Origin of the sequence: Mucilaginibacter sp. R-33 (assembly GCF_049949235.1) — a bacterium.
In the GTDB taxonomy this organism is placed as follows: domain Bacteria; phylum Bacteroidota; class Bacteroidia; order Sphingobacteriales; family Sphingobacteriaceae; genus Mucilaginibacter.
In genome coordinates this window covers 2,272,271-2,286,897 of sequence record NZ_CP188089.1, presented here as the reverse complement: position 1 = coordinate 2,286,897, position 14,627 = coordinate 2,272,271, and the positions used below count along the sequence as shown (strand labels likewise).

Below are 14,627 nucleotides of genomic sequence, written 5' to 3'. Positions count from 1 at the left end.
GCTTTTTAAAATAATTTCAAAAGTTTACTTTACTCGCCGCGTTTTAGGCCAAACTTTTCAATTTTACTATATAGGTGGCTGCGTTGGATATCAATATCATCGGCAGTTTTCGAAACATTCCAGTTGTTTTTTTCCAGTTTAAATTTGATATACTCGCGTTCAGCATAGTCCTTATATTCCTGGAAGTTATTGAACTGATCAAAATCTGTTTGCGGGGCAGGAGAGGCTGCGCCATCGGTGCCAACTGCTGCTGGTGCAGACGGGTTTGCAAATGCCCTCACATCGTTATCTGTGATAATTTTATCACTCAGAATGATCAAGCGCTCAACCATATTGCGGAGTTCACGGATATTACCGGTCCATGGCAGGGCTTTAAGGGCCTCAAGTGCAGCGTCAGAGATCTTTTTGACAGGCATGCCATATTCATTGCAAATCTCATCCAAAAAGCTTTGAGTTAACAGCGGGATGTCGTCTTTGCGTTCAATAAGCGGTGGTACGTGGATCAATATTACACTTAGGCGGTGGTACAAGTCCATACGGAAATTACCGGCTTCAATTTCTTTAAGCAAGTCCTTGTTTGTTGCCGCCACTACACGTACATCAACGTCAATTTCCTTTTCGCCGCCTACGCGCGTAATCTTATTTTCCTGTAATGCACGCAAAACTTTAGCCTGGGCCGACTGGCTCATGTCGCCTATCTCATCCAAAAATAGCGTTCCCCCATTTGCCGATTCAAACTTGCCAATACGTTGTTTGATAGCGGATGTAAATGAGCCTTTTTCGTGGCCAAATAACTCGCTCTCAATTAATTCTGATGGGATTGCAGCACAGTTTACCTCAATAATAGGTGCACTTGAGCGGTTTGATTTTTCGTGCAACCAACGCGCAACCAGCTCTTTACCACTGCCATTGGCACCCGTAACCAATACGCGGGCATCGGTGGGGGCAACCCGGTCAATAGTTTCTTTTATTTTGAGGATAGCCTGTGATTCGCCTAAAATCGAGCGTACTTTTGATACTTTACGTTTAAGTACCTTAGCTTCAACAACAAGGCTTCCCCTATCAAGCGCGTTACGAACGGTAATAAGCAGGCGGTTAAGGTCAGGTGGTTTTGAAATAAAGTCAAACGCGCCTTTTTTACTGGCTTCTACAGCGGTTTCAACTGTGCCATGGCCCGATATCATAATAAAAGGAAGATCGGGTTTAATAGCAAGGCCTTCGGTAAGAACCTCCATACCATCCATGCGGTTCATTTTAATGTCGCACAGTACCAGGTCATAGTCTTTTTTTTCAATTAACTGAAGGCCGTCAACCCCGTTATCTACATCTTCTACCTCGTAATCTTCATACTCTAAAATCTCGCGAAGCGTATTACGAATAGACCGTTCATCATCAATTATTAAAATTTTAGCCATGTTTTGTAATTATGTACCGATATGTAATTGTTGTTTGCTAATATATGGGTTTGTATAGAAAAATAAACACTTTTAATGTGCTATAAAGGTTTAAGGGGGCTAAATGTTTGCAGGGTTGTAAAATTTATTAAAAATAAATTGATGCAAATAAAAAAACCCCTCGCTTTACAGCAAGGGGTTTATACAGCAGCAAACCTATAAGCCGGGTTCTGTTTTGCCTTGTTAAAGGGCAACTTCTATCATTTATCTGGCCCTGTTATCACTAACAGGTTTAAACAACCTACCCATCCTAACGATTAGCCCTGGAGCTAATACGGGAGCGAGCAACTCCGCTTTCAGGACCTATTTGGTTTTTCAACTCCTGAGGTTTACCGTCATAGCCGGTCGCCCGGTTATGCCGTGAGCTCTTACCTCACGTTTTCACCCTTACCCGCCTAAGCGGGCGGTATTTTCTCTGTGGCACTTGCTGTCGCCGGCTGCCGGCGCCTTCCCGTTAGGAAGCAGGATGCTCTGTGTTGCCCGGACTTTCCTCCGCCACAAGCTGGCAGCGATAGAACGTTTTGCGGTTGTAAAGGTACGGAAATTTTGTGGTTCATGGTTGATAGTTCATGGATCATGGTAAAATGGCGCCGACCAATAAGTCTTTGCTATGAACAATGAACTAAAAACTATTTGCAGTTTATAATATCCTCCTGAACCTGCTGCAAAGTAACTGTCCCCATCTTATTACCAAAGGAATTGGAGACATAAGTAAGCACTTTAGCAATTTCTAAGGGCGCAATATCATCCGCCTGCATGTCATCGTCAAATGTTCTGCCGGCTACAGTTATTTTTCCTTTAAGGCCGTTTTTGATAAAACAAGCAAGTACAGCTTTGTTCTGTTTTAGATACGTTGAATCTGTTAATGGAGGAATAAGTGCCGACAAGCCTTGTCCTTTATCGCCATGGCAATTTTGACAATGCTGCTGGTAAACAAGGCTTCCGCCCGAGTAATAGCGTTTAAACTCAATTTGATCATCGCTTTGGCATGATGCACCAATTATGATCAACAAAATAGCTATAGCGCTTATTGCCTTTATCTTCATTTGGCAGCAATTTGGTCGGGTTCGGCTTTCAGGGTTTTGATATCGGCAATCAGTTTGGTTACTTCTGCCGGATCTGTTCCCTCGTAGGTACCGCGAATACGTTTTTGTTTATCTATCAAAATAAAAAAGCCGTCATGGATATATTCGCCTTTGGGGTTTTTTTCGGATACACTTTGCAGGTAGCTTTTGGCAATTTTATAAGTATCGCCTTTTTCACCATGCAACAACCACCAGGTATTGCCTGCAATCCCTAATTTATCCGCATAACGTTTTAATACAGGCACGGTATCATATTTGGGATCGATGGTATGCGAAATGATCCTGAAGTTATCATCATCCTTAAACTCTTTGTATACATTAAGCATATTTCGGTGCATCACCGGGCAAATGGAGGGGCAGGTGGTGAAAAAAAAGTCGGCTACGTAAATTTTACCATCCAGGTTTTTCTGGGTAATTGTATCGGCGTATTGGTTTACAAACTTAAAAGGCGGAATGGTTGCATATTCCGTATCTGTTACAGCTTTGCCATCAACTGTTTTAGTTACCGGTGTTTTGTATCCTAATATTGGTAAGGCAGACTTAGTATTTGATTTGCAGGCATTAAAAAGAGTTATTATAATAATGCCTATCCACAGGTGTTTCATTATTTTGCCGGTATTTGGGTTATATATTTAGTTGAACCAGCTACAGCTATGGTTATCTGTGTATCTATTTTGCTGATGAGCTTTTTTTGGGCTTCGAGGTAGTCCATGATCTCCTGGTGGGATTTGCCCTTATTTTCCGCGTCAAACTTATGCATCCAGTCGCTCATCGCATTGTCGGCATCATCAACCAGTTTTAAATAAACCTGTGCGCTATCTTTATTGACATTGGGGGCGTTCTTTTTTATCAGGCTATCCAGCAGCATCTTATTTTTCATCAATTGCTCGTCATTGGCCATTACTTTATCATGTACGGCAATTACTTGATTTAAAAGATCTTTTTCCTGTTTTTTAGTGTCGGTGCAACCTAATAGTAAGGCAATACCCGCAGCTGCGAATAGATGTTTTTTCATGGTTTTTGATGCGTGATAAAACTTGGCAAATATGCTAAATGTTTAGCTGTTTAACACTCTTAAATAATAACTATAGTCTGTAACAGGTAAAGTTTTTGTACCTGCAAATTTTAGCTGCTGCCCAATTTGGGCCCTGGTATGTGTACCATGGTTAAGTACCTGCGTAATAATATCGCTAAGTTGGTTCTCAAAATAGTCGCCGGTAAAGCTATGATACGGAATTATCTTATTCAGATCTTCCTCATTGATTTCGTTTAAAAATGCGACCCATGCTTCATAACGCTCAGGTACCTGTTTTTTACATTGCTCAATTGTAATATTTTCGGGCCATGAGTTTGGTATGGAAGGAGGGATCAACTTACACCTTTCAAGCCAGGCCTGCTCGGCAGCGAGTAAGTGCCCCATCAGTTTAAGGGTTGTAGCCGGTGAACCGCCCGTCTCAACGGCCTGAATAAGCTGTTGATTGGCAAAAAGATTATAATTAAACATTTTCAAAAAGTATGTTTTCATAGTGTTCGTAAATTATGGCTAATGTATTAAAGCAATTTTGTATATTGGTAAAAATGCTGGTTAACAATTAAATAACATAGTTGTCACATTCAGCAAACATCTGCTTGTTACCTTTATTTTATAGCTAAAACACAAAGGTTATGAAATTCATTATTAATATCTCTAAACTGCTGATTAATTTCCGTCAGTGGATGATGCTTAAAAGTATGCGTTCATCGTTCATACATTAAGTTATCACTTATAATTTTTCATTTATAAATATAATTGCACTTTTGAGCTTTTGTAGCTCAAATTAATGGAACTTACTGACCGGGAAATACATTTAAGCAAAGATCTTTTTGGTAACGACTTTGAATGGGGCGTTTCAACTGCCGCTTTTCAGGTAGAAGGATCTCATGATGCCGATGGAAAAGGACTATCTGTGTGGGATGTTTTTACCACAAAAAAAGGAAAGATCCTGAATGGTGACCATGCACAAACCGCTTGCGATTTTTATAATTTGTATAAGCGTGATATCGACCTCATAAAAGAACTTAATATTCCCAATTTTCGTTTTTCTATATCCTGGACCCGTATCTTGCCCGAAGGCACCGGGAAAATCAACCAGCCTGGTATTGATTATTACAATAGGGTAATTAACTATTGCCTTAAACAGGGTATTGAGCCCTGGGTAACTGTTTATCACTGGGATTTGCCTCACATACTTGAGGTTAACGGAGGCTGGACAAACCGTGAATCCATAACCTGGTTTAGCGAGTTTATTACCATTTGTGCTCAAAGCTTTGGCGATAGGGTAAAGCACTGGATGGTGATGAACGAACCTGTAGTATTTACCGGGGCCGGTTATTTTTTTGGTATTCACGCGCCGGGCCGTAGCGGTATGAAAAACTTTGTGCCCGCCATACATCACGTTACTATGAGTATAGCTGAAGGGGGAAGGATTTTACGAAAATTACTGCCACCGACTTCACAGATAGGAACAACATTTTCATGTTCGCAGATTGAGCCTTATTCAAGTAAACCAAGGGATATAGCCGCTGCCGTTCGTGCCGACGCGCTGATCAATCGTTTGTACATAGAGCCTTTACTGGGGATGGGCTATCCGATCGATGACCTTCCTGCACTTAAGGACCTCAAAAAGTATTTTTATCCCGGCGACGAGGATAAGCTGCGTTTCGATTTTGATTTTATTGGTATCCAGAATTACACCCGCGAAATTGTAAAATATTCGTTTTTTACACCCTACATCCATGCAAGCATGGTCAAAGCCGAGAATAGAGGCGTAGAGCTCACCGCTATGCGCTGGGAGGTTTACCCGCCATCTATTTATCATATGATCAAAAAATATGATGCCTATCCCAATGTTAAAAAGATCATCATTACAGAAAACGGGGCGGCATTTCCTGACGAAGTAACAGACGGTGAAGTAAACGACCCGCAAAGGCTGAAATATCTGAAAGACAATTTAGCGCAGGTATTAAAAGCGAAGAATGAAGGCCATAAAATTCAGGGTTATTTTGTGTGGACCCTCACCGATAATTTTGAATGGGCCGAAGGCTATCATCCGCGTTTTGGATTGGTTCATGTTGATCATGTAACCCAGCAGCGTACTGTGAAAGCTTCGGGTAAATGGTATGCTGAATTTTTGAAGTAGGCCCTTAGTTTTTTGGCAAAGTGAAATTAAATGATGTGCCATTTTCGGTATCACTTTCAAACCAGATCCGGCCGTCATGATCTTCAATAATTTGCTTACAAATGGAAAGCCCGAGGCCAAATGATTTTTCGCCCGCAGTTCCGGGGCGTTTTGCATCTGTAAACATGTTAAACACCTGGTTTTTTAGCTTTTCGGGAATCCCTATACCGTGATCTTTTACAGAAACCTGGATTTCGTTTTCCAAATCAATGGCCATAACTAAAATAGCCGATCCTTCCGGACTGAATTTAATAGCATTACTGATGAGATTACTGATCACCCGCCATATTTTTTCACGGCTAATGTAAATTTCGAGTGGTGAATTTAACAGGAAGGTATTGATAATCTGCTGTTTTTCAGCGGCTTTAAAACGCATTAACTCAACGCTATTGCTTAATAAGGAATTAACTTCAACGGCTTCTTTATGTAATATAGCCGAAGCAGATTCGGTGGCTTCCAGAATTTCATTGATCAGTTCAATGGAGTTAAATGAAGTTTCCCGGATAATATTTAGCAGCTCTTTTTGTTCGTCGCTGTAATTTTCCTCTGTCATTACACTGGTAAGCGAGGCTATTCCGCCTATAGGGTTGCGCAGGTCATGTGCAACAGTGCGTAAAATCCGGTCCTTTTCTTGGTTATTGAGGTTTAAATCACGGAGAGCATTTTCAAGATGGTGATTTTGATGGTTTATCTGGCTGTTAAGGCTTCCAAGTGTTTTAATGTTCTTTTTTGATTTTTGCCAGTTTAAAAATACCAGGGAAATGATAATAATAAGCATCAGAGCAAAAACAACAGTTACCCTCAGATAGATATGCTGCAATTCATTGTTTTTCTTAAGGTTATTAAACTCATTATCTTTTTCAAGGCTTTTAACCTGTTCTGCAACGTCGGCTTCTTTTAGTTTTTTGTTTTCATTTGCTATGATGTCCTTAAGCTCGTCATATTGCTTATAATGCGCCATAGCTTGCTGATGATCATTTTGCTTCTCGAAATAATTTGACATCAATAAGTGCCAGTTTTGTTTTGTTTCCGGACTTTGAACACTATCAAACTGGAGGCTGATAACATTGAGGAGATTTAATAAAGAGTCATTTAAGTTTTGACGATCATATATAGATGCAAGCTTCAATTCGGAGTGTTGAGCGTCACTATTATCGTTTCCTTTGCGCAGATTGATAGCTATACTTTTTCTAAGCAGGCTTTTAGCCTTGTTATAATCTTTTTGCTTGATACTTATATCAGCCATGTTACCGTATACAACGCCCTTGGATACTTCCCCCATTTGGGGCCTGTCTTTAAACCTTGCAGTATTATCATTAATGTAATCAAGAGCCTTGTTGTAAAAATACATAGCGCTATCATTCATCAACATTTTACTGTAGCTTAAGCCTATATTATTCAATAATTCCTGCCTGCGATAAAAATAATTGAAATTCCCTTCGCATGACCTGGTTTCATCAAAGCTTTCCTTAAAATATTCTGCGGCCCGGCTGTAATGTTCCTGCTTATACAGGATCATGCCCATGCGATAGCTATAATCACCCATAGTACATTCATCAAGGTTATTATTGGCAATTACTTTCCCTTCGTAAAAATAACCGTATGCTTCGTTGTAACGATGTTCGTCAAATAACACGTCTCCTTTGGCAAGATGAGCCTGTCCATATTCACTGGTAAATTTTAGCTTCTTCTCCGGCGTGTCGAAAACATTGAGCATACTGTCGGCGTACAGCAAAGCCATTTTTCGATCGGCCTTTATATGCGAAGCATAATTGTAGATAAAATAATAATAATTATAAACCTGTTTAAAGCTAAGGTTGCTTGAATGACGGAAGGCTGAATCAAGATAATTTACGGCTGCTTTATGGTGCCCATTATCATACATTATAGTTGCAGCGTCAACAGCCTTATTATATGCTGAAGACGAAAGAAAGCCCTTTGGCTGTTGGCCGCACGAAGTGATTATCAGCAAAAAGCAAATAAAAAGCAAAAAACCTTGCATATTACCGGATAGCCATATTTGCCTGAAGCTTTTGTATATAAACATCAATATTAAATTATGCGAGGTTTAGAGTTGATTGTAAAACAAGGGTAATCTATAAAAAAATTAAAAATGACCGGGTCGTTTTACCAATATTTTTTTATCTATTATCATGCGTTCAAAATAAACTGGTTTGGAATAACTGATGTACTAAGATGCCTGGGCCGGAAGATAGACGTAAAAACTTGAACCATTATTTGATTCACTTTTTAGCCAGATCCTGCCGCTATGTTTTTCAACTATTTGACGGCAGATGGAAAGGCCAAGGCCAAATGATTTTTCACCGTCAGTGCCGGGCCGTTTAGCTTCGGTGAACATATTAAATACCTGTTGCTGTAATTTATCAGGAATACCTATACCATAATCTTTTACGCATATTTCAACACCTTGGTGTTTTTGGTTTACAATTACATAAATAACGGCACCTTTGGGGCTAAACTTTATGGCGTTACTAATCAGGTTGCTGATAACCCGCCATATTTTTTCCCTGTTTATCAATATTTCAGTGGGTGCATCCAATAAGCTAAGCATGATATCCTGGTCTTTTTCGGCTGCTTTAAACCGCAGCAGATCAACACTCTTATTAATGAGGCTGTTAATTTCAACCCATTCTTTATTAAAAGTCATATTGGCAGTATTGGCCGCTTCTAAAATTTCATTGATGAGTTCGAGGGAATTATAGGAAGTTTCTTTTATAAGGTTGATCAGGTCTGTTTGTTCTTCATCACATGCATCATCAACCATTGAGGCCGATAACGATGCTATTCCTCCGAGCGGATTGCGGAGGTCATGTGCTACTGCCCGCAGAATTCGGTCTTTTTCCCGGCTCCCCCGGTTTACTTCTTCAAGTGTGTTTTCTAATTCCGTTTTTTGCAGCTTAATTTGGTCATTTAGTGTTTTTATAGCTACGATGTCTCTTTTTGACCTTTTAAGGTTACGAAAAACAAGGAAGATAATGATCACTGCCATCACTGAAAAAAGCACAGCAAGGTAAATGTATATCAATTGCAGTTTATTGTGGCTTTTAAGGTCTTCTATCTGATTTTCTTTATCAAAATTGGCCTGTTGTTGATTAATATCCGTCCGTTTTAACGATGAAGTCCTTTTTGTTGCCGAATCTTTTAATGATGAATAGTTTTTTAAATACAACAAGCTATTCTGGTAATCTTTTTTTTGCAGGTAATAAGTACTCATTAACCCGTTCCAGTTGGTTTCAGCATCATCGTTTTTGATAGTATCGAGCTGGGTGCGCAGGTTTTTCAGCAGTTCAAAAAGGTCGTTTGGTTTATTGGTTATTAAATATAGCCGGGCAAGTTTTATTTCGGTTAATTCGGCATCGCGGTTGTCATAACCTTGTTTTAAATTAATAGCGATACTTTTTTTCAGTAATTCGTGTGCCTGGTTATAATTATGGGTTAATAGAGCCAGATCGCCCTGGTTGCCGTATACCACGCCCCTTGCAACTTCAAGCAGGTTTGCCCTTTCGGCAAACCTTGAACTATTTTCATTGATATAAACAAGCGCTTTATTTAAATAAAAGATTGAGCTGTCAATGTCGCCACTGTTTTTATAGCTCTCGCCAATATTATCCAAAAGCTCCTGCCGTTGATAAAAGGCCTTAAAATCATCAGTATAGGCATAGCTTTGCCTGTAGCTGATCTTGAAATAATTGGCCGCTTCTCTAAAATGCCCCTGTTTAAACATGATCATCCCCATCCGGTAGGTGTATTCGGCCAGGATGGCATCGTCGATGGCGTTTTTGCCGATAGAGTAACCTTTGTAAAAATACCTGTAAGCCTGATCGTACCTTACCAGGGCCGAATAGGCATCGCCGGTAGCAAAATCGGCTTCGGCAGTTAATTTAATATGCTGATCCGGGGTAACACTTTCGGTAGCCACAGCACACATAGTGTCAGCATAAAGGATGGCTTTTTTGGGGTCATGCAGTCCTTTTAAATTGTAAAGAAAATGGAAGGCATAAAAACGGAACTTGTCGCTTACAAACGGGTATTTTATTGTTCTGTAAGCCGAGTCAAGGTACTGAATACCCTTATGCGGCTGAGCTCTTTCGCCATTATACAGGTTTACCGTATCAAATATTGTTTTAAACTGCCTGGAGTAATCGCCTGTATCATTGATGCTATTTGCACAGGAATTAAATATCAATAGAAAAGCAAGGGCCAGCCAAATTAAATGGTTGACCAGCAGTTTGTTTAAACTAACTGGGCTATCAGGGGTTGACAACATTAAGTGGTTACACAACAAATATAACGCTCATAATTATAATGAGCAATATTTATGCGCATGAATAACACCGGCGCTGCTAAAAGTCAAAGTATATCGATTATCTATTACTTAAAAGCATCGAGTCCGGTAACATCCATACCGGTAATAAGCAGGTGGATATCATGCGTACCTTCATACGTTATTACTGATTCAAGGTTCATCATGTGCCGCATAATAGGATACTCGCCGGTAATGCCCATACCGCCGAGCATTTGCCGGGCTTCACGGGCTATAGTAATGGCCGTTTCAACGCTGTTTCGCTTAGCCATTGATATTTGGGCAGGAGTAGCCCTGTTTTCGTTTTTAAGTACCCCAAGGCGCCAAACTAACAACTGTCCTTTGGTAATTTCAGTTATCATTTCGGCCAGTTTTTTTTGCTGAAGCTGAAACCCGGCTATCGGCCGGCCAAACTGCTCACGTTCTTTGGTGTAACGGAGGGCTGTGTCGTAACAATCCATCGCAGCGCCTAATGCACCCCAGGCAATGCCATAACGTGCCTGGTTTAAACAACCCAGCGGGCCTTTTATACCGGCTACATTAGGCAGCAGGTTCTCTTTTGGGATTTTAACATGATCAAAAACAAGCTCACCAGTTGCCGATGCCCTTAACGACCATTTATTATGAGTGGTAGGTGTAGTGAAACCTTCCATGCCGCGCTCAACTATCAGCCCGCGAATTTTACCAGCTTCATCCTTGGCCCAAACAACTGCAATATCAGCAAAAGGCGAATTGGAGATCCACATTTTAGCGCCATTAAGGATATAATGGTCGCCGGAATCTTTAATGTTGGTGGTCATGCCACCAGGGTTTGAGCCATGATCGGGCTCGGTAAGCCCAAAGCATCCCATTAATTCACCACTCGCCAGCTTAGGCAGATATTTTTTACGCTGTTCTTCACTGCCGTAGGCATAAATAGGATACATCACGAGCGAACCCTGAACCGATGCTGTTGAACGGATGCCCGAATCGCCCCGCTCTAATTCCTGCATGATAATGCCATAAGCAGTATAATCTAAGCCCGCTCCGCCATATTCTACCGGTATGGTAGGCCCAAAAGCGCCTATTTCGGCAAGCCCTTTTAACAGTTGCGAAGGGAATTCAGCTTTTTGAGCGTACTCTTCAATAATGGGGCTCAATTCCTTCTTCACCCAATCACGAACTGATGAGCGGATCAACTTATGCTCATCGGTTAGTAACTCATCTAATAAATAATAATCGGGGGCTTCGTACAGATCTGTTTTGGCCATAATATTATAGTTGGTGGGCAAATATAAAGCATTTATCGCCGGTAAAAGCAAGTCGAAAAGGCCGTTTTTTGATGCGTGAAGCCACTTTATGGTAAAAAGCAGGTTTAAACGGTTTAAAGCATGTTTTTGATTGCAAAATATTTTCTGAGGTGCCGGAAATCAGCTGAAATAAAATATTTTGAAAAGTCTTTCTATAGAGAATGAGATTTAGAGAGGGCTTTTTTTTATTTTTGGCCATGATCAATATAGCCTTACAGGGCGCGGAGTTTTTCGCGTACCATGGATTTTATCCCGAAGAACAAAAAATAGGTTGCCGTTTTTTAGTTGATGTGAATGTTGGTTTTGTGCCTCCCGGCGATTTGCTGGAAGATAATCTAAGCAAAACTGTTGATTATGAACGTGTGTATATTATAACATGCGAAGAGATGAAACAACCACGTAAATTGATTGAAACCGTTGGCCAGGCAATTATCGATCGTGTAAAAAAGAAATACCCGTTTGTTGAAAGTATTGAGGTTACCATTAAAAAACTTACTCCGCCCTTAAGCGGTAAGGTAGCGCATTCGGCTGTTATTATAAATTACAAGAAATCCTGATCATGGAATTCAATAAAATATCGGCTCAAATATTAGAGGCCATAACCGCAATTGTTGGCACCGGTAATGTTTTAACCGGCCGAGAAAGCCTCGAAAAGTACAGCCATGACGAAACCGAAGACCTTGTTTATTATCCGGAAGTGGTAGCCCGACCGCAAAGCCCCGAAGAGGTTGCTGCATTGTTGAAAATCTGTAACGAAAACCTGGTCCCGGTAACACCGCGTGGAGCAGGTACTGGTTTAAGCGGTGGCGCCCTGCCGGTTAATGGCGGTTTGCTGATAGCCATGGAGCGTTTTAATAAAATCCTTGAAATTGATGAACAAAACCTGCAGGCCACTGTAGAGCCCGGCGTTATAACCGAAGAGTTCATGAACGCAGTGGCTGCAAAAGGCTTGTTATACCCTGTTGACCCGGCCAGTAAAGGCAGCTGCTTTATTGGAGGCAACGTATCCCATGGTTCAGGCGGGCCGCGGGTTGTTAAATACGGTACCATCAGGGAGTATGTGCTGAACTTACAGGTTGTTTTAACATCGGGCGAGATCATATGGACGGGTGCAAATACGCTTAAATATGCATCAGGTTATAATTTAACCCAATTGATGATCGGTTCGGAAGGTACCCTTGGCATTGTTACTAAAATTGTGGTGAAGCTTATTCCTGCTCCCACTTTAGATGCTTTAATGCTGGCCTCATTCCCAACCAATGAAATGGCTTGCGCAGCTGTTTCGGCTATATTCAGGGCAGGGATCATCCCGTCTGCACTGGAGTTTATGGAGCGAAGAGGAGTAGAGTGGGTTAAGGAGCATGATGATATTGCTTTTGATTTGCAGGATGGTATTGAAGCGTTCTTATTGATTGAAGTAGATGGCACCAACCAGGACGTGATTTTTACCGATTGTGAAAAAATAAATGCAGTGCTTGAAGAGTTTGACTGCCGCGACGTGTTGTTTGCCGATTCTACTGCCCAGAAAGAGGAGCTTTGGCGTTTAAGGCGTACCATGGCAGTATCGGTGAAATCAAACTCGGTTTATAAAGAGGAAGATACCGTTGTACCTCGCGCTACACTGCCGCAGTTGATTAAAGGAATAAAAGAAACCGGAGCCAAATATGGCTTTGAATCAGTTTGTTATGGCCACGCCGGTGATGGAAACCTGCATGTAAATATCATTAAAGCCAACATGAGCGATGAAGACTGGAATAACAAGCTCAAATCCGGCATCCAGGAGATATTTGAATTAACTGTATTGCTTGGCGGCACCTTGTCGGGTGAGCACGGAATTGGCCTGGTACAAAAAGAATTTATGCCGATAAAATATTCGGAAATGCATTTTGCGTTGTGGAAAGGAATAAAGCACGTGTTTGATCCTACAGGAATTTTGAACCCGGGAAAGATATTTTAGATTTCAGATGTGCAGATTATGGATGTGCAGATTTCAGGTGCGTAAATGTTTGAATTAGATATGTAGCTCCATCTGCATATTTGAAATCTGCACAATACACGCTTCATCTGCACATTTGAATTTGCACATCAATTCGTATTCAGAATTAACCTCGGTTCGTCATAATTGATCATCCTGTGCCTTTCGGGCGATGGAATAGAAACAGATTTATTGGCCGAGTAATCGTAGCTGATACAAACCGTTTTGCCGGTTGTTACAATTTCTTCGCCATTGGGAGTTATTTTTACCAATACATGCATCATATCAAAACTGCTGTTGCCTATGCGGATGGTACGTACATAGCAGGCAATATTATCCTGAACAGTAATAGGCTTAAGATAGTTGATCTCCGACCGGCCCAGGATAATGCCGGTATTGCTCCAGTCCCAGTTGATAATTTCCTTCCAATAACCAATCCGGGCTATTTCAAAATAAGTAAGATATACAGCGTTGTTTACGTGTCCAAATGAATCGATATCCGAAAAGCGGATAGGGATAAGGGTTTTATATTTATAATCTGTAAGTTTTTCAGCCATTTTCAGTCATTTTGTCTGCCTAAAATATTTAATAGTGACTTTTTGTCGTTTGATATAGGCGGTTTTGCTGTTGGTACAGCAGTTGATCAATAGGTTACGAAGTTAACAAAAACAAAACTTTAGGAGGATATAAAAATGACATTAGTAAAATTTAACAACGGCCTTAAAAACACTTCAGCTAACCCATTTTTTAGCGATGTATTTGATTCACTGATCAATGATTCATTTTTAAGTGATAAACTGATTGCCCGTGTGCCTGCAGTTAACATCGCAGAAACCGAAAATGAGTTTCATGTTGAACTGGCTGTACCTGGCTTAAAGAAAGAAGATTTTAAAATCAATCTCGACAAAAATGTATTAAGTGTAGCTGCAGAAAAGAAAGCCGAAAATGTTGAAGAAGGTAAAAAATTCAGCAAACGTGAATATAGCTACAATTCATTTGTAAGGTCATTCACATTACCTGAAAGTGCTGATCAATCAAAAATTGAAGCAGATTATACCGATGGTATCCTGAAGCTCACCGTAGCAAAAAGAGAAGAAGCTAAATTTCAAACAAGAGAAATAGCTGTGAAATAATTAAAGACTGTTTTCATAAAGTAGTTAGTTTGGTTTGAAGGCCGCCCTGTTATGGGGCGGTTTTTTTTGCAAAATAACCAAGCTATGGTTGTAAGATATTTTAATTGATTTTTTAGTAATTAAATTAAACAAAGACCATCCAAAGAGAT

At 40.5% G+C, this 14,627-nt stretch carries 13 protein-coding genes and 1 other RNA gene; 4 read left to right on the top strand and 10 right to left on the bottom strand.

Features of this window, described 5'->3' with window-relative positions; translation table 11 throughout:
* Positions 1-29: 29 nt before the first annotated feature.
* From ACP26M_RS09770 to ACP26M_RS09745, 6 genes are all read right to left on the bottom strand, one after another.
* Positions 30-1,415: a sigma-54-dependent transcriptional regulator gene (locus ACP26M_RS09770; RefSeq protein WP_426588371.1), complete on the bottom strand. Its 1,386-nt coding sequence runs from the start codon at positions 1,413-1,415 to the stop codon at positions 30-32.
* 182 nt (positions 1,416-1,597) lie between these two features.
* An RNA gene (gene rnpB / locus ACP26M_RS09765) (RNase P RNA component class A) lies at positions 1,598-1,982 on the bottom strand.
* Positions 1,983-2,083: 101 nt separating this feature from the next.
* The gene (locus ACP26M_RS09760; protein ID WP_426588369.1) at positions 2,084-2,500 is read right to left on the bottom strand and encodes a c-type cytochrome; all 417 of its coding nucleotides are present in this window, start codon (positions 2,498-2,500) and stop codon (positions 2,084-2,086) included.
* Positions 2,497-3,144, bottom strand: coding sequence for an SCO family protein (locus ACP26M_RS09755; RefSeq protein ID WP_426588367.1), 648 nt, complete (start codon positions 3,142-3,144; stop codon positions 2,497-2,499). The genes ACP26M_RS09760 and ACP26M_RS09755 overlap by 4 nt, the downstream gene beginning before the upstream one ends.
* Positions 3,144-3,554: a hypothetical protein gene (locus ACP26M_RS09750; RefSeq protein ID WP_426588365.1), complete on the bottom strand. Its 411-nt coding sequence runs from the start codon at positions 3,552-3,554 to the stop codon at positions 3,144-3,146. The genes ACP26M_RS09755 and ACP26M_RS09750 overlap by 1 nt, the downstream gene beginning before the upstream one ends.
* Positions 3,555-3,596: 42 nt before the next feature.
* A complete protein-coding gene (locus ACP26M_RS09745; protein ID WP_426588363.1) occupies positions 3,597-4,064 on the bottom strand; it encodes a DinB family protein in 468 nt (155 codons plus the stop codon).
* 295 nt (positions 4,065-4,359) lie between these two features.
* On the opposite strand from ACP26M_RS09745, the gene ACP26M_RS09740 reads away from it, so the two are divergent.
* Positions 4,360-5,718 carry a GH1 family beta-glucosidase gene (locus tag ACP26M_RS09740; RefSeq protein WP_426588361.1) on the top strand — a complete coding sequence of 453 codons (1,359 nt, stop codon included), beginning with the start codon at positions 4,360-4,362 and terminating at the stop codon, positions 5,716-5,718.
* 4 nt (positions 5,719-5,722) lie between these two features.
* On the opposite strand, the gene ACP26M_RS09735 is transcribed toward ACP26M_RS09740, so the two are convergent.
* From ACP26M_RS09735 to ACP26M_RS09725, 3 genes are all read right to left on the bottom strand, one after another.
* Positions 5,723-7,804 carry a tetratricopeptide repeat-containing sensor histidine kinase gene (locus ACP26M_RS09735; RefSeq protein ID WP_426588359.1) on the bottom strand — a complete coding sequence of 694 codons (2,082 nt, stop codon included), beginning with the start codon at positions 7,802-7,804 and terminating at the stop codon, positions 5,723-5,725.
* A gap of 144 nt (positions 7,805-7,948) precedes the next feature.
* Positions 7,949-10,045: a tetratricopeptide repeat-containing sensor histidine kinase gene (locus ACP26M_RS09730; RefSeq protein WP_426588357.1), complete on the bottom strand. Its 2,097-nt coding sequence runs from the start codon at positions 10,043-10,045 to the stop codon at positions 7,949-7,951.
* Positions 10,046-10,149: 104 nt separating this feature from the next.
* On the bottom strand, positions 10,150-11,331 hold the full coding sequence (locus tag ACP26M_RS09725) for an acyl-CoA dehydrogenase family protein (RefSeq protein WP_426588355.1): 1,182 nt from the start codon (positions 11,329-11,331) through the stop codon (positions 10,150-10,152).
* Between the two features lie 200 nt (positions 11,332-11,531).
* Here ACP26M_RS09725 and folB point away from each other — a divergent pair, with 200 nt between their 5' ends.
* Entirely contained in the window at positions 11,532-11,927 is a 396-nt protein-coding gene (gene folB, locus ACP26M_RS09720; protein ID WP_426588353.1) for a dihydroneopterin aldolase, read from the top strand.
* Between the two features lie 2 nt (positions 11,928-11,929).
* Positions 11,930-13,327 carry an FAD-binding oxidoreductase gene (locus tag ACP26M_RS09715; RefSeq protein ID WP_426588351.1) on the top strand — a complete coding sequence of 466 codons (1,398 nt, stop codon included), beginning with the start codon at positions 11,930-11,932 and terminating at the stop codon, positions 13,325-13,327.
* Positions 13,328-13,455: 128 nt separating this feature from the next.
* On the opposite strand, the gene ACP26M_RS09710 is transcribed toward ACP26M_RS09715, so the two are convergent.
* Positions 13,456-13,902 carry an acyl-CoA thioesterase gene (locus ACP26M_RS09710; protein ID WP_090525969.1) on the bottom strand — a complete coding sequence of 149 codons (447 nt, stop codon included), beginning with the start codon at positions 13,900-13,902 and terminating at the stop codon, positions 13,456-13,458.
* Positions 13,903-14,037: 135 nt separating this feature from the next.
* On the opposite strand from ACP26M_RS09710, the gene ACP26M_RS09705 reads away from it, so the two are divergent.
* A complete protein-coding gene (locus ACP26M_RS09705; RefSeq protein ID WP_090525968.1) occupies positions 14,038-14,478 on the top strand; it encodes an Hsp20/alpha crystallin family protein in 441 nt (146 codons plus the stop codon).
* Positions 14,479-14,627: the final 149 nt, after the last annotated feature.